The organism is Pseudoalteromonas sp. SCSIO 43210, assembly GCF_054133285.1.
In genome coordinates, this window is record NZ_CP087225.1 from 1,125,417 (window position 1) to 1,150,200 (window position 24,784).

Annotated in this window: 29 protein-coding genes and 1 pseudogene; 20 read left to right on the forward strand and 10 right to left on the reverse strand. The window is 38.5% G+C overall.

Going from position 1 to position 24,784, the window contains the following annotated elements; genetic code table 11:
- Positions 1-59: 59 nt before the first annotated feature.
- From puuE to xdhA, 8 genes are read right to left on the reverse strand one after another with little or no spacing between them, the layout of a single operon-like run.
- On the reverse strand, positions 60-992 hold the full coding sequence (puuE, locus tag LOS73_RS05010) for an allantoinase PuuE (RefSeq protein ID WP_457934585.1): 933 nt from the start codon (positions 990-992) through the stop codon (positions 60-62).
- A 1-nt stretch (position 993) separates the two neighbouring features.
- Positions 994-2,205 carry a urate hydroxylase PuuD gene (locus tag LOS73_RS05015; protein ID WP_457934586.1) on the reverse strand — a complete coding sequence of 404 codons (1,212 nt, stop codon included), beginning with the start codon at positions 2,203-2,205 and terminating at the stop codon, positions 994-996.
- A 5-nt stretch (positions 2,206-2,210) separates the two neighbouring features.
- The gene (guaD, locus tag LOS73_RS05020; protein ID WP_457934587.1) at positions 2,211-3,575 is read right to left on the reverse strand and encodes a guanine deaminase; all 1,365 of its coding nucleotides are present in this window, start codon (positions 3,573-3,575) and stop codon (positions 2,211-2,213) included.
- 2 nt (positions 3,576-3,577) lie between these two features.
- Complete coding sequence (gene uraH, locus LOS73_RS05025) at positions 3,578-3,916, reverse strand: hydroxyisourate hydrolase (RefSeq protein ID WP_024595278.1); 339 nt, start codon at positions 3,914-3,916, stop codon at positions 3,578-3,580.
- Positions 3,913-4,413, reverse strand: coding sequence for a 2-oxo-4-hydroxy-4-carboxy-5-ureidoimidazoline decarboxylase (gene uraD / locus LOS73_RS05030; RefSeq protein ID WP_457934588.1), 501 nt, complete (start codon positions 4,411-4,413; stop codon positions 3,913-3,915). The genes uraH and uraD overlap by 4 nt, the downstream gene beginning before the upstream one ends.
- Complete coding sequence (gene xdhC, locus LOS73_RS05035; RefSeq protein WP_457934589.1) at positions 4,410-5,300, reverse strand: xanthine dehydrogenase accessory protein XdhC; 891 nt, start codon at positions 5,298-5,300, stop codon at positions 4,410-4,412. Before xdhC ends, uraD begins: the two co-directional genes overlap by 4 nt.
- Entirely contained in the window at positions 5,293-7,632 is a 2,340-nt protein-coding gene (xdhB, locus tag LOS73_RS05040; protein ID WP_457934590.1) for a xanthine dehydrogenase molybdopterin binding subunit, read from the reverse strand. The genes xdhC and xdhB overlap by 8 nt, the downstream gene beginning before the upstream one ends.
- Positions 7,619-9,118 (reverse strand): xanthine dehydrogenase small subunit, encoded by a 1,500-nt coding sequence (gene xdhA, locus LOS73_RS05045; RefSeq protein ID WP_457934591.1) that lies wholly within the window; start codon positions 9,116-9,118, stop codon positions 7,619-7,621. Before xdhA ends, xdhB begins: the two co-directional genes overlap by 14 nt.
- A gap of 225 nt (positions 9,119-9,343) precedes the next feature.
- On the opposite strand from xdhA, the gene LOS73_RS05050 reads away from it, so the two are divergent.
- The 7 genes from LOS73_RS05050 to LOS73_RS05080 all read left to right on the forward strand — a co-directional run bounded on the left by LOS73_RS05050 (position 9,344) and on the right by LOS73_RS05080 (position 13,518).
- A complete protein-coding gene (locus LOS73_RS05050) occupies positions 9,344-9,514 on the forward strand; it encodes an ATP-binding cassette domain-containing protein (RefSeq protein WP_007378414.1) in 171 nt (56 codons plus the stop codon).
- Between the two features lie 105 nt (positions 9,515-9,619).
- On the forward strand, positions 9,620-10,216 hold the full coding sequence (locus LOS73_RS05055) for an RDD family protein (RefSeq protein WP_457934592.1): 597 nt from the start codon (positions 9,620-9,622) through the stop codon (positions 10,214-10,216).
- Positions 10,217-10,230: 14 nt separating this feature from the next.
- Positions 10,231-10,695 (forward strand): hypothetical protein, encoded by a 465-nt coding sequence (locus LOS73_RS05060; RefSeq protein WP_007584380.1) that lies wholly within the window; start codon positions 10,231-10,233, stop codon positions 10,693-10,695.
- A gap of 21 nt (positions 10,696-10,716) precedes the next feature.
- Positions 10,717-11,202: a hypothetical protein gene (locus LOS73_RS05065; protein ID WP_033020880.1), complete on the forward strand. Its 486-nt coding sequence runs from the start codon at positions 10,717-10,719 to the stop codon at positions 11,200-11,202.
- A 75-nt stretch (positions 11,203-11,277) separates the two neighbouring features.
- Positions 11,278-11,592 (forward strand): hypothetical protein, encoded by a 315-nt coding sequence (locus LOS73_RS05070; protein ID WP_457934593.1) that lies wholly within the window; start codon positions 11,278-11,280, stop codon positions 11,590-11,592.
- A gap of 310 nt (positions 11,593-11,902) precedes the next feature.
- The gene (locus LOS73_RS05075; RefSeq protein ID WP_024595034.1) at positions 11,903-12,304 is read left to right on the forward strand and encodes a hypothetical protein; all 402 of its coding nucleotides are present in this window, start codon (positions 11,903-11,905) and stop codon (positions 12,302-12,304) included.
- Between the two features lie 578 nt (positions 12,305-12,882).
- Positions 12,883-13,518, forward strand: coding sequence for a trimeric intracellular cation channel family protein (locus LOS73_RS05080; RefSeq protein ID WP_004334621.1), 636 nt, complete (start codon positions 12,883-12,885; stop codon positions 13,516-13,518).
- Between the two features lie 2 nt (positions 13,519-13,520).
- Here LOS73_RS05080 and LOS73_RS05085 read toward each other — a convergent pair whose 3' ends face one another.
- Together LOS73_RS05085 and LOS73_RS05090 are read right to left on the reverse strand one after the other, a co-directional pair.
- Entirely contained in the window at positions 13,521-13,865 is a 345-nt protein-coding gene (locus tag LOS73_RS05085) for a GNAT family N-acetyltransferase (RefSeq protein ID WP_033038249.1), read from the reverse strand.
- Positions 13,866-14,232: 367 nt separating this feature from the next.
- Positions 14,233-15,698 (reverse strand): annotated as a pseudogene (locus tag LOS73_RS05090) (DASS family sodium-coupled anion symporter).
- 286 nt (positions 15,699-15,984) lie between these two features.
- On the opposite strand from LOS73_RS05090, the gene LOS73_RS05095 reads away from it, so the two are divergent.
- The 13 genes from LOS73_RS05095 (at position 15,985) to LOS73_RS05155 (ending at position 24,467) form a co-directional block, all read left to right on the forward strand.
- Positions 15,985-16,824 carry a DUF417 family protein gene (locus LOS73_RS05095; RefSeq protein WP_457934594.1) on the forward strand — a complete coding sequence of 280 codons (840 nt, stop codon included), beginning with the start codon at positions 15,985-15,987 and terminating at the stop codon, positions 16,822-16,824.
- 10 nt (positions 16,825-16,834) lie between these two features.
- Entirely contained in the window at positions 16,835-17,086 is a 252-nt protein-coding gene (locus LOS73_RS05100; RefSeq protein WP_457934595.1) for a Rho-binding antiterminator, read from the forward strand.
- A gap of 535 nt (positions 17,087-17,621) precedes the next feature.
- On the forward strand, positions 17,622-18,599 hold the full coding sequence (locus LOS73_RS05105; protein WP_457934596.1) for a hypothetical protein: 978 nt from the start codon (positions 17,622-17,624) through the stop codon (positions 18,597-18,599).
- Between the two features lie 112 nt (positions 18,600-18,711).
- Positions 18,712-19,341 (forward strand): hypothetical protein, encoded by a 630-nt coding sequence (locus LOS73_RS05110; protein ID WP_457934597.1) that lies wholly within the window; start codon positions 18,712-18,714, stop codon positions 19,339-19,341.
- A gap of 164 nt (positions 19,342-19,505) precedes the next feature.
- Positions 19,506-19,679, forward strand: coding sequence for a hypothetical protein (locus LOS73_RS05115; protein WP_457934598.1), 174 nt, complete (start codon positions 19,506-19,508; stop codon positions 19,677-19,679).
- 71 nt (positions 19,680-19,750) lie between these two features.
- Positions 19,751-20,152, forward strand: coding sequence for a hypothetical protein (locus LOS73_RS05120; RefSeq protein WP_457934599.1), 402 nt, complete (start codon positions 19,751-19,753; stop codon positions 20,150-20,152).
- Positions 20,153-20,230: 78 nt separating this feature from the next.
- The gene (locus tag LOS73_RS05125; protein ID WP_457934600.1) at positions 20,231-20,422 is read left to right on the forward strand and encodes a hypothetical protein; all 192 of its coding nucleotides are present in this window, start codon (positions 20,231-20,233) and stop codon (positions 20,420-20,422) included.
- Positions 20,423-21,064: 642 nt separating this feature from the next.
- Positions 21,065-21,412, forward strand: coding sequence for a hypothetical protein (locus LOS73_RS05130; RefSeq protein ID WP_033038259.1), 348 nt, complete (start codon positions 21,065-21,067; stop codon positions 21,410-21,412).
- 105 nt (positions 21,413-21,517) lie between these two features.
- Complete coding sequence (locus LOS73_RS05135) at positions 21,518-22,030, forward strand: hypothetical protein (RefSeq protein WP_033038241.1); 513 nt, start codon at positions 21,518-21,520, stop codon at positions 22,028-22,030.
- 163 nt (positions 22,031-22,193) lie between these two features.
- Positions 22,194-22,559, forward strand: coding sequence for a hypothetical protein (locus LOS73_RS05140; protein WP_033038240.1), 366 nt, complete (start codon positions 22,194-22,196; stop codon positions 22,557-22,559).
- 272 nt (positions 22,560-22,831) lie between these two features.
- Positions 22,832-23,233 (forward strand): hypothetical protein, encoded by a 402-nt coding sequence (locus LOS73_RS05145; protein WP_457934601.1) that lies wholly within the window; start codon positions 22,832-22,834, stop codon positions 23,231-23,233.
- Between the two features lie 79 nt (positions 23,234-23,312).
- On the forward strand, positions 23,313-23,735 hold the full coding sequence (locus LOS73_RS05150) for a hypothetical protein (RefSeq protein ID WP_024593235.1): 423 nt from the start codon (positions 23,313-23,315) through the stop codon (positions 23,733-23,735).
- Between the two features lie 327 nt (positions 23,736-24,062).
- Positions 24,063-24,467: a GNAT family N-acetyltransferase gene (locus LOS73_RS05155; protein WP_024599991.1), complete on the forward strand. Its 405-nt coding sequence runs from the start codon at positions 24,063-24,065 to the stop codon at positions 24,465-24,467.
- Positions 24,468-24,784: the final 317 nt, after the last annotated feature.

A 24,784-nucleotide genomic window follows, 5' to 3' on the forward strand; every position in this document is an offset into this window, starting at 1 on the left:
TTTTTTATGTTTACGATGAGGGTAATAAGTAATTAGAATTTATTTTTAATGGATTACAGCTATGCTTTTTTATACGGGTGGGTTTTAAGCCAGTGCTCGGCTATTTGTTCACGCGTGGCAAACCAAACTTGCTCATGCGATCGGGCATATTCTAAAAACCGTGCTAATGCTTTTATTCTTCCTGGTCTGCCAATTAAGCGACAATGCAAACCTATCGACATCATTTTTGGGGCGTTTTCACCTTCTGGAGCGCCTTCCTCGTATAGTGTATCGAATGCATCTTTTAAGTAATTATAAAACTGATCGCCTGCGTTAAAACCTTGAACAGCGGCAAAGCGCATGTCGTTTACATCAAGCGTGTAGGGCACTATTAACTGTGGTTTACCTTCTTTAATACTGTAAAAAGGTAGGTCGTCGCTGTAATCGTCGGCATCATATAAAAAATTACCATTTTCAACTACAAGGGCTGCTGTGTTAGGGCTTGTGCGCCCTGTGTACCAACCTTTGGGCTTTTTACCTGTGAGCTTTTTAATGACATCAATGGCTTGTTGCATATGCTCGCGTTCGGTTTGCTTATCTATATTTTGATAATTAATCCAGCGCAGGCCATGGCTTGCAATTTCGTGGCCCGCTTCAACAAAGGCTTTAGCTACATCGGGGTGGCGCTCAAGGGCCATCGCCACTGCAAAAATGGTGACCGGTATATCGTATTTTTTAAATAAACGCAGTAGCCTCCACACGCCAGCGCGTGAGCCATATTCGTAAATAGACTCCATGCTTATATGGCGGTCTTCAACATGCGGGGCAGTGACTATTTCTGATAAAAACGTTTCAGCCGCAGCATCACCATGCAGCACGCAGTTTTCGCCACCTTCTTCGTAATTTAATACCACTTGCACGGCAATACGTGCTTTATTGGGCCAATTTGCATGGGGTACATCAGGGCCATAACCAATTAAATCGCGCGGGTAGTTTTTAAATTGCTCACTCATTTTATTGCTCCTTTTTAAGTGCTGTGAGCCAAGACCCGAGCGTTTCGCGCTCTGTGTCAGTCATTTGGGTCATATTAGCCAGTGGCATGTCTTTGGTTATAACCGCGCGGGTATGAATAAGCGTGCTGGATTTTTTTACATCACTAATAGAGTCGAGCTTAAAGCCTAGCGGCGCTGTTTGAAAAAGCTCAGAGGTGGGTGTTTCGCTGTGACACCCAGTACAGTGTTTGCTGATTATATCCCACGCTTGTGCGTCGGTAATACTTGCTTGTGAAGGCGCGCTTTTGCCTGCATTTGTTGGTGTACTGGGCCAAGGGGCTATGGCGAGCATAAGAGCAAAAAAGGCTGCAATACCGCTTACAAGTACCGAGGGTTTATTAATGCCTTGGTGCTTTAAGTTAAAGTAATGGCGTATCCACATACCAATACCAAACAGCGCAATTAAAATAAGCCAGCTAAAGTTGTGGCTATACGTGTAAGGAAAGTGATTGCTAAGCATAATAAATACCACAGGTAACGTGGCGTAGTTATTATGAATAGAACACAACTTTGCCTTTAAACCTGGCGCTGAATCAGGGATTCTACCCGCTTCTACTTCACTCACCATATAGCGTTGGCCTGGGATAATAATATGATACACATTACCCACCATACACGTGCCAATAAGTGCACCTACATGAATATAAACAGCGCGGTCGCTAAATAATTGATCAACCCCAAAAGTCCACAGAGCTAATAAACCAATAACTACAGCAATAAACACTTTGCCGTTTTCAACCAGTGGGCTTTTACACAATAAACGATAAACACCATAGCCTAAGCCAATAAAACCAAGGGATGCGCCAATAGCGGCAAATTTACTTAGCTCACTTTTACTGTTATCAATTAAGTAAACATCGGCGCCAACATAATAAAGTAAGCTAAATAACAATATACCGGTGATCCACGTTGTGTAGGCTTCCCACTTAAACCAATGCAGGGTGTGAGGCATTTGTTCAGGGCCATTTTGATACTTAGCCACTTCGTAAAAGCCACCACCATGCACGGCCCATAAATCGCCTTTTATGCCTTTATCTATTTTCCACTGCGGTGGTGTTTGTAGGTTGTTATCAAGCCATGCAAAATAAAATGAAGCGCCAATCCATGCTATACCAGCAATAACATGAAAGTAACGCAGTACTAAATGAGCAAGCTCAAATAAATAGTTTTCCATAACGGTTAAGCCTCTTCTAATACCGGTGAGCGGGTGTCTGAAAATTGATTGTTATCATCGCGCTTATAGACACTTTTACCCATAATGTAGGTTTGCTCAACGCAGCGGTCGTCGCCTAACATCATCATTGCAAACAGTTTTTCATGCAGGGTTTTGGCATGCTGTATTCTAAATTTTAAAAATGGGGTTGCTGAACAATCCATTACAATAAAATCGGCTTCACAACCGGCTTCAAAATTACCAATTGTCCCTTCTAAATCAAGTGCTCTAGCACCGCCGAGTGTTGCTAAATACAACCCTTTAAATGCTGAAAACTTTTGACCTTGTAATTGCTGAATTTTGTACGCTTCGTTACCTGTTTGTAGCATAGAAAAGCTTGTTCCTGCGCCTACATCGGTACCCATGCCTACGTTTATGCCGTGCTCTTCACAGGCTTTTAAATTTAAAAGTCCTGATCCTAAAAATAGGTTTGAGGTAGGGCAGTGCGATATTGCCGCATTGTTATCTGCAAGGCAGCAAAGCTCGCGCTCAGATAAATGAATACTATGGGCAAATACTGAGCGTTTACGTACCATTTTTGCTTGCTCGTACACGCCTAAGTAATCATCAAACTCTGGAAATAACCCTTTTACCCATTCGCACTCGTCTTTGTTTTCAGATAAGTGTGTATGCAGGTAGGTGTCTGGGTATTCTTCAAGCAACTGAGTACATTTTTGAAGTTGCTCAGGGGTTGATGTAGGAGCAAAGCGTGGTGTAACTGCGTAGCTTAACCTATCAACATTGTGCCATTTTTCGATGAGGGCTTTAGATTCGTCATAACTTGTTTGCGCGCAATCAGATAAGTCGTCAGGGCAGTTACGATCCATCATTACTTTACCGGCAATCATGCGTAAATTGCGTTTTTGTGATTCTTTAAAAAACGCATCAACCGATTGCGGATGCACAGTGCCAAATACAAGGGCAGTGGTTGTGCCGTTGCGCAGTAGCTCGTCTAAAAAGCGATTAGAGATCTCTTTTGAATAATGCTTACATGTAAACTTTTTCTCTGTCGGAAACGCATACTCGGTTAACCAACTTAGCAGTTGCTCGCCGTACGCACCCACCATTTCGGTTTGTGGTAAGTGTATGTGGGTGTCAATCATACCAGGCATAACGAGTTTGCCATCGTGGCGGATAACACGCGCTGATTTATCAATTGTAGGCAGTATGTCGTGCTCGTAGCCAAGCTTAACTACTTTGCCGTGCTTGATAACTAATGCGCCTTTTTCAAAAAAACGATGGGCGTTTTCGCCAGCAATGGCCGGGTCGTCAACAAAGTCGAGTATATCGGCACAAACTACTGTTAAGTCATTATTGTTTTGTGTGCTCATAGTTAGCTACCTCTGTATGTAGAGTAGCCAAACGGGCTAAGCAACAATGGGATATGATGATGTTTAGTATCTTGTAATCTAAACGTTATTTGCGCCTCTGGGTAAAACGCAGGGGTAGGTTGGTTTTGGTAATAACTATCTAAATCAAATACTAGCTTATAAGTTGCAAATTCTACTTCTGTATTTAGCCAGTCGGTAATTCGCCCATCGGAATCGGTTTTGCCTTGGGTTAGTTGTACCCATTCGTTATTTGTAAGTTTAAATAGCTTAACAGCAACGTTTGCTGCTGGTTTTCCGGTGCTGGTATCAAGTATATGGGTGGTTATAGGGCTTTTGCTCATAGCAGTGACTCCAATCTTATTTTTATTATTTTGGCTTGTTCGCCCGCGGCTATATTTAGCTCTGTACTGCGGGTGTTGTGTATGCGCTGCTCTATGAGTTCGAGCATTTGTTCGGCCGTTTTACCGGTGGCGCACACAATAAAAATAAAGCCAAACTTGTTCAGGTACTCTTTATTGAGGGCAATCATTTTGGTAAGTACGGCTTCGTTTGCTTTGCTCATACCCGATTGCTCATGCCCCGCTTTTTGTGCGGTAGCAGCGTATTTTTTGCTAAGGGTTGATAAGTCGCCTATTTGCGGGTGGCCTTCAAAGGCAGCTAAATAGTCGCTTTCGCCAAGGTTATCCCATGTGCTTTGTGCGCATTCAAACAGCTGCTGAGCACTTTTAAATGGCATTGCTTTTACCATGCCCGCTACCCAGTTAGGGGCCGCGCAGCAATGCTCAAGTGCTTGTTTTGCTTGTGCATCATTTAGCGTATTTATTTGTAAACTACTCATGCGCCTACTTCCTCCTGCGTGGTGCTAATTAAGGCATTTTTTAGTGTGCGCCATTGCAAGCCTTGGCGTTTTGGTGCTTGGGTTTGCATAGCCTGGTAAAGGCCAATTAGCTGTCCACTAATCGAAATAGCCACTTCCATTGGCAATTTGCCCGTAATGTTTTTAAGCCCAACAGGGCAGGTCATTTGCTGTATTTGATCGGCTGTAAAATCGCGATGTGCTAGGCGCTGCTTAAAGCGTTTGGCTTTAGTGTCAGAGCCAATTACACCAAGCCAATTGGCATCGGCGCGTTTAATAATGGCTTGGGTGAGTGCAAAGTCGAGCTGGTGGTTATGGGTCAATATTAAGTAGTTGTTAGCTTTAGGCGCACGTTTTACTTGCTCTGTTGGTTCTTCATCAACCACTTTTACTACGTTATTTGGAATAGCCTGTGGGAATACATCGGCGCGGCTATCTATCCAGCGTATGCGCATAGGTAGTTGTGCCAATATACCAATAAGCGCCTGTGCTACATGGCCTGCGCCATAAATGTCGAGGGTAAAGCGCTCGCATTGCATGCATTCAAGCATAACGGTGGCAGCCCCGCCGCAGCACTGGCCTAAATTTGCACCTAGGTTAAATTGCTCAATTACTTGGGCGGCTTCGCCTTTGGCAAGTAGTTCGCGGGCTTTTTCTATTACTACGTATTCAAGGTGGCCACCGCCAAGAGTGTCGTAAATATGCTCGCCGCTTATTACCATTTTAGAGCCTGTGCCGCGAGGGGTTGAGCCATTTGTGCCAAGTACCGTGGCAATTACATAATTAGTGCCGCTTTGTTCGTGCTCGTTTATAGCCTGCGCCCAGTTTTGCGTATGAAAACCCTGAAACGACTCATTTAAATTAGTCATGTTGATGCTCCTTAAACCAGCTAGCGGTTTGCTCAATTGCACTCAATACTCGCTCTGGGGTTGCGGGTGTATCCAGTGGGGCTGTGTATTTGTAATCAGCCACACTGCTTATTGCATTACGAATAGCGCTCCATACACTAAAGGCCAACATAAATGGCGGCTCGCCTACGGCTTTTGATCTAAATACGGTGGTTTCTGGATTTGCTGAGTTATAAAGATTGACGTTAAATTCGGCGGGTGTATCGCCAATGGCTGGTATTTTGTAGTTAGCAGGACCAAAGCTTGCAAGCTGGCCTTTATCATTCCATTGTAAGTCTTCAGTTGTTAGCCAGCCCATACCTTGCACAAAGGCGCCTTCAATTTGCCCTATATCAAGTGCTGGATTAATTGAACTGCCTACATCGTGCAGTATATCAACGCGGGTTACCGTGTTTTCGCCAGTTAGGGTATCTACTTCTACTTCGCTGAGTGCTACACCGTGAGCGTAGTAAAAAAATGGGCGGCCTTCACCTTTGGCTCTATCGTAATGAATTTTTGGAGTGGCGTAATAACCGGTAGATGAAAGAGATATACGATTCATGTAAGCAAGATTTGCAAGTTCGCTAAAGCTAATTTCCCCTTTACTAAAAGTAATGAGGTTATCTTTAAATACAACAGTGTTGCTGTCTACTTCAAAGTGCTCGGTAATAAAGTTTATTAAGCGCTCTTTTATTGTGTTTACTGCATTTAGCGCCGCCATACCGTTTAAGTCGGTACCGCTTGAGGCCGCTGTTGGTGAAGTGTTTGGCACTTTGTCGGTACGCGTAGCACTAATACTTACCGCGTTAAAATCGACCCCAAAGCCATGGGCCACAATTTGCGCAATTTTGGTGTTTAGCCCTTGGCCCATTTCGGTGCCGCCGTGGTTTAAATGTATCGAACCATCGCTATATACATGTACTAATGCACCAGCTTGGTTTAAATGTTGTACCGTAAACGAAATACCGTATTTAACCGGCGTCATCGCAAGGCCTTTTTTGATAATAGGTGACGATACGTTAAATGCTTTAATAGCCTCTTTACGTGCCCAGTAGTCACCCGACTCCTCAAGCTGAGCAATCATATCTATTAAAATATGTTGCTCTACGGTTTGATGGTACGGCGTGGTATCGCGGCCTTTTTTATATAAATTGAGTTTTCTAATTTCAAGCGGATCTTTACCTAATTTAGCTGCTATATCGTCCATTATTAGCTCGCCCATAATCATTCCTTGCGGGCCACCAAATCCTCTAAATGCGGTATGGCTTACGGTATTCACTTTACAGCGATTACCCTTAATTGTGGCGGCTGGGTAGTAGTAGGCGTTATCGGCATGAAACATGGCACGGTCTACAATTGCATCTGATAAATCGGGGGAGTAGCCACAAAATCCGTTTACGGTAATGTCGGCACCTTCTATTAAACCATTTTCGTCAAAACCAACATGATAGTGATTATAAAACGGGTGGCGTTTACCGGTTAATTTAAAATCGTCGCTACGGGCTAGGCGCATTTTTACTGCGCAGCCAAGGTGGTAAACCGCAAGGGCTGCAAGGCATGCCCATGGTGCGCCTTGGGTTTCTTTTCCGCCAAAAGCACCGCCCATACGGCGGGTTTCTACGTTTACAAAGCTAAATGGCTTTTTTAAAATTTTAGCAACTAAGTGCTGCACCTCAGTAGGGTGTTGCGTAGAACACTGAACATGTATGCCCCCGTCGTTATCAGGTTGCGCCAGCGCTATTTGGCCTTCTAAATAAAAGTGCTCTTGCCCGCCTATGCTTATTTCGCCTTTAAGCTGGTGGGCTGCGTTATTAATGGCGTTTTCGCTGTTACCACGGTTAAGTGAATGCGGCGGCCTTACCCAATGCTCTTTGCTAATGGCTTCTTTAATATCAAGTATTGGAGTAGTTTGCTCGCACTCTATAACCACCAAGCGTGCCGCGCGGCGCGCTATTTCATATGTGTCGGCAACGACAATTAATACAGGTTGCCCGTGGTATTGAATTTCATGGCTGGTCAGCAGTACATCACCAGGAAATACCGGGCCAATATCTAATTTACCCGGAACATCTTCGGCCGATAAAATACGTTTAACGCCTTCAACTGCCAGTGCGAGACTGGTATCTATTGATTTAATAAAGCCGCTTGTAACAGGGGCGAGCACTGGGTAAGCATGGAGGCAGCCGTATGGCTCAGGGTTATCGTCGGCAAAATTAGCACTGCCACAAACTTGTTTAATAGCGCTTTCGTGATATTTAGATTCTCCAACGCTACCACCTTGCGCTTTTAGTTTATCCATTTCAAAGTGACGCATGTGAGATCCTCGTAATGGCAATGTTGTTATTGTTGCGTGCTTGCGGCTCACAAAACTCAATACCAATGCGTTGTAATAAGTTTTTGCTTACCGTGGTGCGGTAATGCGCACTGCTTCTTACATCGCTCATGGGCGTAAAGTCATCGTTAATAGCCGTTGCTGCGTCTATAAAAGTGCTCACTTGTAATGATTGAGATATCAGCTTTTGCTCAATATGCTGCGCGCGCTTAGGAATAGCTGCCATACCGCCCATAGCGCAGCGGGCTTGAGTAATCATGTTTTGTGAATGTTCTATAGCAAGCACCAAACACACGGTAGATATATCGTCTTCAAAGCGTTTTGATATTTTATGACACGCCAGTTTTAGTGACTCTGGGCGCTTTGGAATGGTGAACTTACTAATTACTTCATCGCTTTTAAGAACCGTTTTTTTGTAATCAATAAAGTAGTCGGCAACTTTAATAGTGCGCGTACCAGCGCTGCTTAATAAATCCATTGATGCATTAAGAGCGATTAAAAGGGGAGCTGGATCGCCAATAGGAGAGGCATTCCCTATGCTGCCACCGAGTGTGCCGCTGTTACGCACTTGGCTTGAGCCTAAGCGTTCAAATAGCTCTTTTGACTCTGGGTAATGGTTATAAAACACCTTAACAAATTGGCTATAAGGTAGTGCTGCACCAATGTGTAACTCACCGTTGTTATCTGCCAAGGTGCAAAGATCCTTTACTTGGCTAAGGGAGATAATTACATCCGGTAAGAGCATGTTTTGGCTAAGCTCAATGGCAAAGTCGGTGCCACCAGCAACTAAATGTGCATAAGGATAAAGCGCTTTTAGCTCAACAAGTTGTTGGGCAGTTTGTGGTAAGTAAAATTTGCGAGGACCATTTTTTAAAAATGGAATATCGCCATCATATTGCGTATTAAGTGATGCTTTAAATTGGGCGGCCATTGCTGAGTAAGGTTCAGCTTTACGCTCATAGCTATAGGCTTTTTCGGCTGCAAGTAATATTGGGCTATAACCTGTACAACGGCACAAGTTACCGCCAAGTGCATGAATAACCGCTTTTTTACCGGGGTACGTAGGCTCATTAATATAAAGAGCCAACAAACTCATTATTATACCGGGCGTGCAAAAACCACATTGCGAACCATGGCACTCTACCAGTGCACGTTGTACGGGGTGTAAATCGGTTAAGTTTGGGTATAAGCCAGTAGTCACAGCTTCTACCGTTACTATATGTTTTGCATGCGCATTACCTAATAACAATAAACAGCTGTTCATTGTTTTGTATTGCCAACTAGTTTGCCCGTTTGCATTTATACGCTCTTCACCCACTAAAATTGTGCACGCGCCACAGTCGCCAGTTGCACACCCTTCTTTGGTGCCCACTTTCCCTTTTTTGGTGCGTAGCCAGTCCAAAATGGTGAGACTTGGCGAACATTCTTGTACTTCAATTGGCGTGTTATTTAATAAAAACTGAATCACACAGACCCCCTTAACTTTTATAAAGCCCTGATACATAAAGGCTTGGCGTATGTTTTTTCTTGTTGTTTGCGCACGGGTAACAAAAATACTTTTTCATCTTTAGTTAGCTTATTGCAGTTACTATGCCATTGTTGACCGCTTGGTCAGTTAGTGGTTCAAAGCGGCAAAATTGTCGAGGTGTAGGTAATAACGGCGTAGCCTTAAAAATAAAGCTCGGTAAAGTGAATGCTTTTAATATGTGGATCCAAAGGTGAAAATGGTGCTGGTAAAAACACATTAATGAAAATGCTTTATGGTGTGATTAAACCTGACCAAGGGGACATGTTTTTTATAATGAATATAAAAGAACTTGCTGATACGCGCGATTTAGGAGCACGCTTGCGGTTCGAGTTATAACAACGTCAACACGTTATGGTATGTTATTAAAATCACATAAACATTTGAATAACCTAAATTAATTGTGTTAAATTACGATTAAATGAAAATGCGGACTTGATTTAAATGGACTCTCAAATTGATTTTTCTACCTACACTTTAGATGAGCTTTACTCATCAGCGAAAGCTATAGATCGCGAAGCCTACCCAGAGCGAGCAAAAGAAATAGACAACTTAATTAAAACGCGAGAAGCGCAGAGCCCATCTGTAAATGTTGTATCAAAAGTAGCAGGAGAAAAAGCAACGCGCTCAGATAGGTTAGTGGCTGCTATTGTTGATGGCGTTTTAGGTGTTGTTTGTTTTATACCTGTATTCATGCTCGTAGGGTTTGATAATTTAAGCCAACCAACACTTACTTTATCTGCAGGTTTGCTAGGTTATGGCATATTAAGCACGTTAGTGCTTCATGGTTACCTTATGTACCAACGCGGACAAACAATTGGTAAATCTTTAATGTCTATCCGCATTGAAAATTTAGACGGTACACAAGCAAGCTTTACTACAATTTACTTTAAACGCATGCTTTGTATGCAACTATTATCACTTGTCCCTTCGGTAGGTCAGTTTATAGCTGGTTTTGTTAATCCATTATTTATATTTGGAAAAGATAAACGATGTTTACATGATCATTTAGCGGGAACAAAAGTGAGTTATGTAGATTAATCAGGATATTAATTATGGCAGCTTTGCCTAGGCAAAAAAAACTACCCGGATTTAAAATAGTCTATAGTTTGGCTTTATCAGCATTATTTATTGTCATTTTGCTATTTTACATGGAAGTAATTAACGAAAAACCTTTATTGCATCAGTTTTTATATTTGTTTGGATTATCTTCTTTAGGAGTGGTTATTGAATGGCTATCTACAAATAATAAGCAATCACAAGCTATTGATATTGCCAATGGTGAATTTAAATTACTTGGTATAAATATAAAGGTGTCTGAGCTAGAAGAAGTACTTTACTGTCAAACGAAGCGGTTTGAGCATACCTTAAGGTTTAAATTTAGAGACGCGACTTACCGAGACATAGAAATATCAGCCCCTGACTTGATTGATGATTTGCGTTTTTATCACTTTATGGTTGGTAACGGTTTACCAGTAAAAATGACAGACGATACAGGGCGGTTTTTTGAGCGAACTTAACGTTACAGCAAGGAGCGAGTGATGATTAAAACAGCTTTTATGCTAGCAAGTGCGGTCTTTAGTGGATATTCACATGCAGACTCATTTGAAGGATGCTATTCAAGAACTGACAAAATAACTAGCGCGATCCCTATGCTCAACGATGATGGTAGCGAAAGTGATGAGCGTTTTAAATTAAAAACGAGCTATATAAATATATTTAAAAAAGACGATAAATATTTTACAGAAGGTCTTATCTGGGGCTTTAACTTTCATATTTGCACGATAATAGCACCGTTAGAAGGGACGACAGAACCATTACCTTTAGTACTAAAGGGTAAAAAACTGGTGTTTGAAGAGCAAGAGCCCGAATACGATATTAACTGTAAGTTTGAGCTAGAATTTGATGAGAATGGTTTGAATATTATGGATGAAAACTATCATTGCTCTAACTACATGTTTTACTGTGGAGTACACGCAAGTGTTAATAATATTCAATTAGTTAAAACGTCTAAAGGGTGCAATTAACAAAGCCATTTTTAATATTTTTTGGATTAGCTAGTTTGTATTTTAACTTGTTGGTACAGCTAAGAAGGACTTACCATGCGCAGTTTTTTATTATTTATAGGCTACTCATCTTATATTGGTAGTATGGGTGATGGTCTGCTTGGTTTATATGCCTTATGGGTTCTAATAAGTAATGAATTAGCGCTACTAAGCTTATCGCTTAATTACTTTTTAGCGCAGTATGTTGAGTTTATATTTTGGGTGAAGCGGGTCGCATTTTATGTAATGCCACAAGGCTTTGCCAAGTGGTTATTTGGCATACCAGCTGTTATTTACTTTCCTGTACGTATATTAATGAGCTTAGTAATTGGTTGGTGGGCGCTTAAAAAGGCAGCTCAGTTAAAAAGCTGAAGGGTAATTAATAATTAAAGGCTACTTTTTAGTAGCTTTTTTATTTGATAATCTTAAATAATTGAATAGCTTAAATTAATTGTGTTAGATTGCTTTTTAATAACACTATATGGATTTTTTTCATTGACTCTGAAATAGATTTTTCTACCTACACTTTAGATGAGCTTTACTCATTAATATTTTATTGCGGATTTAATAATGTATCAAACGCTGTTTGATTAGCAAAAGTTACAAAATGGCGTATTTCGCTAAATTGGTAATATAATTAAAAAACCTTACCGATTTTTTTGACTAGTAACCAAGGATGATTATGAAAAACAACACACAGCTAATTTTAGCACTAGCGGCCTCTTTAATTTGTTACTCAACATATATTGTATTGATAGATAAACCTTTTAGTTTGCAAGCGCTTAACCTGTTTTTATTTCCCGTTATTTTATATTTTGTGTTTATTCGTTCGCGCAATGTTGAGCAAAGCCCGTTAAAGGCTGTACGCGTTGAGGGGCAAATTTTATACGTTTATAAGCAAGTGTTTAATATTAACGATATTAACAAAGTTGTCATCGACAAAACTAAAAGGCACGGTGTATTTGCACTACCGTATAATCAAGTTGATGGTAAAACAACTGAGTTTATTTTCAATAAAGATGCGTTTGAATCTTTAAAATCCTACCTTTTACAAAACATTCCAAATGTAAAAATTATTGAATAAAGTAAAGAAGTAACAATGAATTTAAAGAGCATATATTATTCATTGGGTTTCTTACTGCGGCGAAAATCAATGAGGTGATAAATGAGAATATTTAGGAACACAAACGAGTTTGATAAACTGTCGAGGTGTTACGCATGTATTAAATGTGGTACTTGGGTGAGCATAAAAGCCCAAAACTGTATGCAGTGCCAGCATAGTTTTACCAATAATGATAAAAGCTCAATGCAAACACTCTATAATCAAAATAAAGAACAAAACTGGCAACATGCAATATTGCCTATTATTTTTGTAATATTGGTAATAGCTTTATTGTTCATTTAATTTTTGCTTAAAATTTAAAAGTGCTCGACTGCAACTCTGTAACAAAATCCCTCTGTACTTTAACGTGTAAAAACTACCCATAATTAAAATAATTACTCTTGTTAATCCTTCACTAAATATCACATAGCTAACGTTTTTTAATAAATTAAATAAGCTTATAAATTTCAGTCACTTAAATTGTTGGTTTATTTATATTTACTCAGTTTTTTGGCACGTAAGTTGATACAACTCCTAATAAACTTTAAAAAGGAATTACCATGACTGCTGAATACTTTATGGTACTAGGGTTACTCGGTGTTGCATTTTTTGCTGTTGCAGGGGCATTGCTTGGGTATGAAAAAAACATTAGTGGCTTTGGCGTCGTAGTGGTTGCAACCGTTACTGCACTAGGGGGCGGTACCCTCAGAGATATACTTTTAAACAAACCGGTATTTTGGATTGCAACCCCAGAGTATTTATATTCAACCTATGGGGCCGTTATAGCAACAATTGCCTTTATTCGATATTTACCGCGCGTTAATAACTACTACTTTTTATTGGTAGACGCTGTTGGTATGGCGTTATTTAATATTATGGGGATAGAAAAAGCACTCATTAATGGCTCTGGCATGGTGGTCGCAATTACCATGGGCATTACTACAGGTATATTTGGTGGTTTAATACGCGACGTAATTTGCCGTGAGGTGCCAACTGTTATGCGCAGCGAACCTTACGCCTCTGCGTGTTTAGCGGGTGGTGCAGTTTATGCCGCTTTATTTAGCCTTAATGTAGATTACATTTGGTGTATTTTAGGCTCATTTTTCACGACTATTTTTTTAAGATTAGGCTCTTTGCATTGGGGTTGGCATTTAACTATTTTCAGAAAAAAAGACTTCAGAGATCAAAGCGACTAATTTTAGCTACGAGTAGCCCGCGTTTGCATGTAGTACTCGTAATTATTCTCATCAGTTATAGTAAAACCCAGCCGCTTATAATGTCCTAATGCTGGGTTGTTTTTAAGCACTGTGAGTTTAATCGGTTTTGACTGCGCACTTGTAATAACTTGTTCAATAACAGCTTTCCCATACCCTTTATTTTGATGCAGTGGATGTATTTGTAATTGCATTATTTCAACGTATTGAGCGTGCGTTTGGTATTTTAAAGTACCAATTGGTACCTCATTTATAACTATAAGATGGGAGCAGTCATATTGATCATTAAGCCTTAAAACATGCTGTTGATCTGTTATACCAATCCGCAATAATACTTAATCATTTTGCGGGGCTAAACGTGTCGCTACCTGCGTTAAAAAATGCTCATTTAGAACAACTAAATAGCGAATTTTTTGCCTAGCTATCAACACGTTTTTCCAGCCTCAAAATAGATCACTTAATTAAGCGAATTGGTATTAAAAATAACCCGGCACTTTCTAAGTGTTCAATCATAGTCAGTTTTCTGATGTTTAATAAGTAGTCTCGGTCTGAATATGCTGCCTTTATGAATTTAAAAACCATAGTGCTCCCTTGCAACAGCCCCAATGTTTATATTTTTAGGGCTGAAGCATTTGAATTTGTACTAAACTCAAGTGCGCAGTATTAAATGTGCAAGCCAAACTAACAAAGGCAATACTACCAATACCCAAGTGCTTTCCACCAAAGCCCGCCAATAATTCCCCATACACTTAAATTAATAACGCTCATTATAAGGCCCATTACCCACCAGTCTTTTAAAGATACATAGCCTGAGCCAAACACTATGGGAGATGTGCCTGTTGCGTAATGCGTTAACGACATCATGAGTGATGAAGCGCCTGCTAACAGTAAACCTAAAAATAAAGGCGGAGCGCCAAGCGCCAAACCTGCGGCGTAAAATGCGGCAAACATAGCAGTAATATGTGCTGTGGTACTGGCAAAAAAGTAATGAGCATAAAAATACACAGCTACCAATATAATGGCTGATACAATCCAGTCAAAACCTAGTTGCGCAATATTGCTCTCAACAAGTGTTGAAAACCACGTTACCAAACCTAGTTTATTTAAAAAAGTGGCCATCATTACTAATGCTGAAAACCAAACAACGGTATCCCACGCAGACTTTTCTTTAAGTACATCGTCCCAGCTTAATACACCAGTCACTAATAAAACCGATAAACCTAAAAAGCCACTGCGGTTGTGTTAACTGCGTAGTCAGCCCCTAAAATCATTGCAGGCACGCCGGCCCATAAAATAAGCAGCATGGCAAAAACACCCACCATTATTTTTTCGCCGTAACTCATTGGGCCCATTTCAGTTAATTTAGATTCTGCGTAGGTTTTAGCGTCGGGCGTACTTTTAACTTCAGGTGGGTAAATGGCATAAACAACCAAAGGCACAAGGGCAATACATAGCAAACCAGGAACAAGCGCTGCGAGCGCCCACGTACCCCAAGTAATACTAATATTTGCACCGGTAGCATCAGCAATCAGCTTTACAATTAGAGGGTTTGGCGCAGTTGCCGTAATAAACATAGCTGATGTAATAGGGTTTATATGGTAGCTCACTAAAGCAAGGTAGTGCCCAATTTTACGAGAGGTGCCTTCCTCAGGGGATGAGCCAAAGCTTGTTGCTATAGACTTCATTATAGGGTGAATAATAGCGCCGCCTCGCGCGGTATTACTTGGCGTTACAGGTGCTATAACAAGTTCAGAAAGTGCGAGTGCATAGCCAATACCAACTGTTTTTTTACCAAAAAGAGAAATAAAATTATAGCCAATACGATTTCCCAAACCAGTTTTAGCTAAACCTCGAGAAATAATAATAGCAATACCAATCAACCAAATTAATGAATTAGAAAAGCCACTTAATGCATCTTTAATAGCGCCAGATGGGCTGTCATTAGTTACGCCGGTTAACGCAACAGAGGTAATAGCTAAAATAGCAATGGCGCCGATTGGCATTGCTTTACCAATAATGGCAACAACAGTACCAATAAATAAAGCTAACAAATGCCATGCGTTTTCGGTAACACCTTGCGGGGGCGGTACAGCAAACCAAAGTAGTAAAACAATGGCTATAGAAATCAGTCCAGAGGTAACTCGAATATCAGTACCCTTCATTAAAAATGTCCCTAAGTTTTAGAAATGCATGCATTCTGTGTATTGAAAAGGCGACGTTATTTTACTTCATTTTATAATAAAAAAAATGACGCACATCATATGAATATTAGACTTATTTAATTTTATTAATAAAGAGGTAATAAACCATAAACTAAAGTGATTGATTACATTACCCTATGAGAGCTTACGTTGTGCTTAATCAACTCTTATATTTTTAAGAGTTAGCTTGAATTGTTTTATCGACTAGCAAGGTCTTTGTAAGTCTTAACGAATACTTGGAAATACAATGAACTTAAAATTAACCAACAACGTGATTACTTTTTTATTAGCGAGTAGCTTTTTGTTACTTGGCTTATCGTTTGCGTTAGGAGCAAACCCTAATACGTTAACGGCTACGTTTAGTTTTTATGGCGTTGATTCGCTAATGTCTGTATCTGCATTAGGTTTGATTAGTGGCTCATTTATGGTTGCTTTAGCGTTTGCCACCGTGCTCGCTCGCCTTAAATTAATGAAACCTACACCAGCACTTTTACTTGCAGCAATTATAAGTTTAGTAGCATTACTTACCTTGTTTGCCAGTAACCGTTGGATGGCTCAACTTGGCGGCTTTCCAATCATTGGTAGTGGGCAGAGCATAATTAAATACTTTGCTGTAGTGCCTTTGTATTTATTTTTGTTTTATAAAGACAAACTTACCGACAAACAACACGTACTTTTAAACTTTATACCGGTTGCCATGGTTTTATTGTGGATCGGCGGCATGAAGTTTTATGAGTTTGAAGCAAAAGGCATTGTAAGTTTAGTAGAAACCTCACCGTTTATGTCGTGGTTATACACGGTATTTAGCGTACAAGGCGCGTCTAACGTGATTGGCGGGTTTGATGTATTATTTGCTGCGTTATTGGGCTTAGGGCTATTTTTAAATAATAAAAAGCTAATTATTGTAAGTGGCTTAGCGTGTTTAAGCGTATTTATGATGACCCAAACATTCTTAATTACCGCCACCGGTGCATTTAGCTCTTCCACTTTACTGGAACGCTTAGGGCAGTTTGTAATTAAAGATCTTTGGTATATAGCCAACCTTGTTGTTATTGCTTTTTTAATGATTTTTAAACCGGCTAAATAAAGAGAACGTCATGATCAGTTGCAACCAATACGACTATATCGAAATTGCCTGTATGCACCGTTTAAGTATTGAGCTTATATTAAAAAATGGTGATGGTGTATGTGGCGTAGCAACTGACACAAAGCGCAATGCTAATAGAGACGAATGCATAGTTGTTAGCGTAAATAGCGAGTTGCAACTCATTGTGCTCACTACAATTAGTATACTTAAAGCGCGTGAGAAAAACCCATACTTTGACCACGTGAACTTTGATGTAAAGTAAGCACCTCACTCATTCGTTTTTATCATAAGCACCTCAGCGAGTCTGTATCAATCAATATGTTTATGGCTCGCTTATCTCACCAATGCTTTAGCTAATTACGCGCTAAATACATAAAGCCAAAATTTACCTACTACTTTCTTTTGTTCTTTACTCGAGTTTTTCCACCTAACAAGGCTAAACGCCAACTATTAAAGCGTATAAAAATGCTAATTCTGTAATAAGTAAGCCTTTATATGTCCATATATGGCGCTTGGTCATCGTGTGTTTGTTAATTATGGTCGTAAAAGGTAGCTACATAAATAAAGCTAACTTACAGAGCCAGCTGTTTAAATAAACAGCTGTTTTAATTTTGTCCGATAACATCATTAAAAATCGTTTTGGTGAAAAATAACAAAGACCTTTTTATAACATGCCTAATCACTTGTTTACATTAAAGTTATTTAGTGGAATTATTAAACAATGTAATATACGCCATTTTGGGGTGTTATAACCCCCAAAGTGTTGTCAATAAGCTGTTATGCTTGTGGAGGTAAACTTGACTGAAGTGTTCAAATTAGCATTGATAATATTGGGGCCATCACTTCTTGTTGTATGCGGTATTATTTTTGTTTTAGGCATAGACTCTTTTAAGCTAAATGCCAATAAAGGCCTCCTTAACCAAGGTTTATTGTGGCTGGGTATACTACTACCTACATCATATTTCTTTGTGTTTGGTGTAATAGCATGGGATGGTTATATTATTGATATTAGTTCCCAAGGTCTTTCGACGTTTTTTGATATAAGTACAATACCACTTACGTTTCTGTCATTAGGGTTACCACTAACAATATTAGTAACTCGGTTTCACGCTACAGAACAAACAGCAAAACAAATTACTATCACAAGCCATAAAAATAATTTAGATTCATTTTATTCACATAGGAATGAATTATTTTCTTATTTCTCTCAGCTTGGTGAAACTGATTACTTTGGTGCTCTGAAAGTCAATTCGAGTGTTCATCCTCGCTTACACAAAAACTTTTTTATAGGCACCCCTAGCTTTGGAGTGCCTGAAATAAACAAAGAAATGTTTAAAAATATAGAGCAAACTTTGTCTTCCGCACGTTTTGAAATTGATAGTGTTCTTAGAAACAAAAATCCCGATATGTCTTTTAGCTTCTATATGCTTAATGCTTGTGTGACTATCCATTATTTAAGTCATTGTTTGGGTTTACCTGAAATCTACAATGATCTTGCGCTCAAAGGAGTATCGCTGGAAATAGATGTTAAAGGTAAAGGGAAGAGTGAGTATTTAACTGTTGGCACTACGACCGATGACTTAGTGGCAGCATACCGATATGCTCATGACTATTTTCTAAACTTATCCGATTTTGCTGGTTATACGCCAGAACCGACCCAGGAAGAGTATAAATACATCGAAACTGGCGGAAAATTTAGAACCATAACAACGCCAAAGGTTATTGAGCAATTACATAAAAACGAAATCGCAACCTTGTTGGAAAAACAAGCATAACAAAAAATTAAACAAGGACAAAAAACAGTTGGCTTTTTGTTCACTACGTTCACTTATTTTAGCCAACAATTTTTTGCCTGTTAATTAGGCGTTAGAATTTTAAGGGACTATTGTGCAAACTGATGATGTTATAAAATTAGCAGAAAAATTAATTCAAATATCCAATACTATTGGTGAAAAAGATTACGTTAAATTTAAAGGGATATATGCAAGAGTTTCTGATTTTCTAGTTAAATTTGCAGGAGCAAAAAGCCCTTTTTTAACTGCTATATCTTCTATGCCAACTGATAAAGCCAGAGCAGGTCAATACCTTTCTGAAATTTTACGCTCATTTATAGATCATCTTGACGATGGGCTTGTTGGAGGGCTTAGCCCAAGAAGACAAGCTGAAATTGATGTGACTTCAGACTTTCTTGATCAAGCACAAGGATTATTACGCTCTAATAAAGTTCACCCCGCTGCTCCAACTATATTGATAGGAGCATCTTTGGAGGAGTTTCTTAGAAACTGGGTAGAAGACAAAGAACTATCATTGGGGCCAAAAAAGCCAAGCCTTGATTCTTACGCTACCACCTTACGTGCTGAAGAATTAATAACTAAACAGGATATGAAAGATATAGCTTCTTGGGGAGGAATGAGAAATCATGCAGCTCATGGTGAATGGGAAGAGCTTGGTGGTACAGCAAGGGTTAAATTAATGCTGGAAGGTGTTAATTTATTCATGAGAAAGTATGGTGAATAAAAAATTCTAACAAGCGCCTAAACTCCGGTAATGATTAGTTGTCACAGTTTTGGCAAATAACGTAAATAACGTAAATAACGCAAAAAGCCATGCCAACACATTGCGAGTTAGACGGGAGTTATATGTTTTTCAAGTTTAGAGTTTAATTTGATAAGGAAGTGAGCATGTCGAACTCAGAACGTTCAAAAATGGCTATCAATTTAGATAAGGTTTTCTGTCCAAAGTGCGATGAGAAAATGCCAGCTTTACTTATACCCGAAAATATTCAGCAATTAATGTGGGGTGGTTGGACTTGCCAAAATGTGATTGCAAAATGGATAAGTTCGGTAAAGAAATAGTTGAGTAAATAAACATATAACAAGTCTAAACTCGCTTCTTAATGAAGCGTTATGTCACTACGTGAGGAGAGATGATGAACAAGGAAACTATAGGGAAATACGTCGCAGTTTTGGGATTATTGCTTTTCTGGGCACCTCTTTGGGGAATTGTTGATTCGTATTTAATTATGTCCTCTTCATTTCAAGAGATAACGCTGTTTGGAAGTAATGAACCTAAAATATCACAAGAAGAAATGTCATCAACAGCTTTGTCTACAGTAACAGGGTTCATCTTATTTTTAGTTGCACTTTGCTTTTTAACATTTTCCGTTGTGGGCTTAAACTATCGAACTAAGTGGCTTTTTTGGGCACTAATAATATATTCAACATTGTTACTCTTCATGTTCCCTGTTGGTACAGTGCTAGGAGTAACTGTGCTGGCAGCGCTAGTTTTAAACAAGAAAAAATTTGGACTTGACGGTGACGCTATATAACAAAACCATTAACCGGATTAGTACAAGAGCGCCACAAATCGGTTATGGCAGGCGTTAGCTTTCTAAGAAGGTTTCGAGTTGAGAACAATATTTAGCTTTATTTTAGCCTCTTTAGTTGTTGCATTTTTAGCGCCAATGGCAATTGAAATGAAATTTACTATTATTCCTTTTGGTATATTTATTTGGACGTTAATAGTTGTTCTAATTTTGGTTCCAGTAACAGCATTTCCAATTTATAAATTTATCACTAAAAGTTGTGGTTATCGCTAAATACAGTGCTCAAATCTTCAGTTATATCTACTTGCTTAGTTTCTTTCTTTTTTGTTTTCCCTTCAGGTTTAGATAGCTCAATTATTAATGGTAAGATATTGGTCGAAAATGGTTCAATTACGTTAATAGGTTATGGATATAGCTTTTTACAATTGTTTTTATTTTCTATAGTAGGTTTTGTTGTTGGTATTGTATTTTACGTTTCAAAAATAGAGTTAAAAAAAGTTAAAGAGTTAGGATGAGATTCATTCTAGCTTTTACATAAATAATAAATTAAAGCAGCGGGTTAAGTGAGTTTTATAAAAATGAATCACGCAAAAATCTGAGCAACAATGAAAGAAAGAGTAAAAAGCCAACCACACTAAACTTTCTCGTAATACCTTCCAAAACACCAATTAAAACAACAGCTAATAATTTTTATATTCCACGTGAAATACAGTAATAGATTGAACCAAAATAGGAACTCAGCTATGGTTTGTTTATCAAAAAAATAAAAAACGAGTTAATCTACAGGCTCGTTAAGATTAAAGAAACTAATTAATTGAATCTGGCTGTTAGAGCTATTCTACAGCCTCGTTGTATTGCTAAAGGATTATCGTGAAATACTCTAGGATTGTACTCTTTTCAGTAGGCTTGTATTTATTGCTAGTTGCTTTATCAACAATAGCAACAAAGATTGTTGGCTTTGATGAAATGACTCAAAGTACCTCATTAACTTTTACTTATTACGTCCTCGGATTTGTAACCTCTTTAATCGTTTATTGTTACCTAGGCTATAAGCAAACAGTGAGCCCCTATAAACAAGCCTTTTTAGTTGCGGCGGTTTATTGGTTTATTGATCTAAGTGTCGGTGCCTTACTATACATTTTATTAGAAATATCAATGGATCCCCTGATATATTTAATTCCAGCTTTTCTGCATGTTATTGCTGTTTTATTAGGGACATTACTTGGTATTCAATTACGTCGTAAAAGAGTTGAGGGTAAATAAATCGTAAAGCAGAACAAAAAAAGCTGGTTTTTGCTCTTTCATCCTAACCTTAGATAACAACCTTACGGCCTATTTATTCGGCATAAGTAAAAAAGGAATTTAAATTTGCTATTCGATTGGTTTAGCTCTGAAAAGCCAAATGTTTATTTGGGATCGTTAGCTGTAGCTAATAGCAGCCATTTTTCTAAGGTAGAGTCGTTTTTTTATATAACGGGCGATTCACTACAAGATCATATGCACAAGAAGCTTGAAGATATTTTTTGTCTTCACAGTATTTCGTCTATTAAAGAGCCTAAAAAGTCAGATATTGGTTTAGATGTTGTTATAGTTACTTTGCATGGTGGTGATGCATTCACTATAGATTTTGATACAGCTATTATTCCGCTATTTTGGCGACCAAAAGTTAAGTTAGTATCGCGCTTGTATAACATTAAACACAACAAAACGATTAAAACGTTCAGCGTTTCTAAATCTGTTACGTGGCGCGAATTCATAGCTAAAAAATTTAGCTTAAGAGGCTTTTTTCGTTGGGGTCCTTTGTATCATAACGAAGACATGGAAATACTGTTGTATAAAGCATGCTACGAGTTATTAAATAAAATGCGAAAGGCTATTTAACCAGTAGCCAATAAGAATAATTAAAATAAGATAAAAATACATTTTGCTCTTGGTGAACATTATTACAAACAAAATAGGAACTCAGCTATGGTTTGTTTATCAATAAAAACAAATAAAAAACGAGTTAATCTAAAGGCTCGTTATGTTTTCAGGGAGTCCGTAGTTGAATTCAAGTAACTGGGATAATGCTGTAATAAAAAGTATTGGCTATGTTGGTATAGGAATCCCTGTATGGTTTTTATTCAATGGGCTGGCACCTTCATCACTTGGTGATATTTCTGGACTTGCCGTTACTTTTTTACTTTATATTGGCGTTTACCTACTAATTTCTATCGTTGGTTGGTTAGTGGTTGGCTTTCCTGTTCACTGGTTTTCAAAAAAGTACACTAACGGCTCTTATGCTTTTTATATCGCAATACCACTAATAGTTGTGGTTGATGGCTTGTTTAATAACACCCCTCAAATATTAGGTTTGGCGGCATTATTCCAAGCCTTTTTGTTTAGGTATTATCTGTACAAAAAAACATAACAAAATAATTTGACATCATCCATCCTAAATTTTGCTACGCACTAAGAAGAGTAAGCCCTTTCAACCTAAATTAAAGCTGTTCAACCACCCGTAATACCTTACAAGATGCCAATTAAAACAACATCAAACCCTTTTATATTCTGCGTAAAAATACAGTAATCGATTGAACCAAAATAGGAACTCAGCTATGGTTTATTTATCAATAAAAACAAATAAAAACAAATAAAAAACGAGTTAATCTACAGGCTCGTTATGTAACTACGTGAGGAGAGATGATGAACAAGGAAACTATAGGGAAATACGTCGCAGTTTTGGGATTATTGCTTTTCTGGGCACCTCTTTGGGGAATTGTTGATTCGTATTTAATTATGTCCACTTCATTTCAAGAGATAACGCTGTTTGGAAGTAATGAACCTAAAATATCACAAGAAGAAATGTCATCAACAGCTTTGTCTACAGCAACAGGGTTCATCTTATTTTTAGTTGCACTTTGCTTTTTAACATTTTCCGTTGTGGGCTTAAACTATCGAACTAAGTGGCTTTTTTGGGCACTAATAATATATTCAACATTGTTACTCTTCATGTTCCCTGTTGGTACAGTGTTAGGAGTAACTGTGCTGGCAGCGCTAGTTTTGAACAGGGAAAAATTTGGACTTGACGGTGACCTTACATAACAAAACCATTAACCAGATTTGTGCAAGAGCGCCACAAATCTGGTTATGGCAGGCGTTAGCTTTCTAAGAGGGTTTCGAGTTGAGAACAATATTTAGCTTTATTTTAGCCTCTTTAGTTGTTGCATTTTTAGCGCCAATGGCAATTGAAATGAAATTTACTATTATTCCTTTTGGTATATTTATTTGGACGTTAATAGTTGTTCTAATTTTAGTTCCAGTAACAGCATTTCCAATTTATAAATTTATCACTAAAAGTTGTGATTATTCGCTAAATACAGTGCTCAAATCTTCAGTTATATCTACTTGCTTAGTTTCTTTCTTTTTTGTTTTCCCTTCAGGTTTAGATAGCTCAATTATTAATGGTAAGGTATTGGTCGAAAATGGTTCAATTACGTTAATAGGTTATGGATATAGCTTTTTACAATTGTTTTTATTTTCTATAGTAGGCCTTGTTGCTGGTATTGTATTTTACGTTTCAAAAATAGAGTTAAACAAAAGCTAAAGAATTAGGATGAAATTCATTCTAACTTTTACATAAATAATAAATTAAAGCAGCGGGTTAAGTGAGTTTTATAAAAATGAATCACGCAAAAAGCTGAGCTACAATGAAAGAAAGAGTAAAAAGCCAACCACACTAAACTTTCCCGTAATACCTTCCAAAACACCAATTAAAACAACAGCTAACAATTTTTTATATTCCACGTGAAATACAGTAAAAGATTGAACCAAAATAGGAACTCAGCTATGGTTTGTTTATCAATAAAAACAAATAAAAAAACGAGTTAATCTACAGGCTCGTTATAAGCCAATGGAGGCTCTGCAAAATCATATGGAAATTCGCAATATTTCCTGGGAGCAAACAATCCCGCTTCGACAAAGTGTTCTTTGGCCAAACAAGCCTCCTGAATATTGCCATGTTGATGGCGATCATGACGCAATGCATTTTGGTGCCTTTGTTAATGACGAGCTTGTTTGTGTTGCCTCCGTATACATAAAATCAGATAAAGCTCGCCTACGTAAGTTTGCTACTAAAACTGATTATCAAGGGCAAGGCATTGGCTCTCAAATGCTAAAGTTTATTCTTCACTCTCTTAATAATACGGTTGTAAATTTTTTTTGGTGTGATGCTAGAGAATCAGCTTTAAGTTTCTATCAGCGCTTCGGTATGCAGCCATACGGGGAACGTTTTTATAAGGCTGATGTTTCTTACTTTAAAATGGAAGTTGCTTTATAGTAAGTTTAAAGCGGCATATAACAACACGCGCTGAGGTGGGCAGCAAGCGCTAAAAGTTAGGATGACACCCATTCTGACTTTTACGTCAATTATCAATGATAGCAGTGAGTTAGGTTACATCCATGAAAGTGCATCACGCAAAAGTCTGAGCTGTATTGACAAGATGAAAGTAGTAATTGGTAGCCCGATAGACGACAACAATTTTTATTAAACAATGCTAAACAACTCGGCTTTATTGAGCCTATTTTCCTTTAAATAAAATACGGAATATTACCAACGTTATTATGATCCTCAACTGCTAGGTTTTTCTGCTGCAT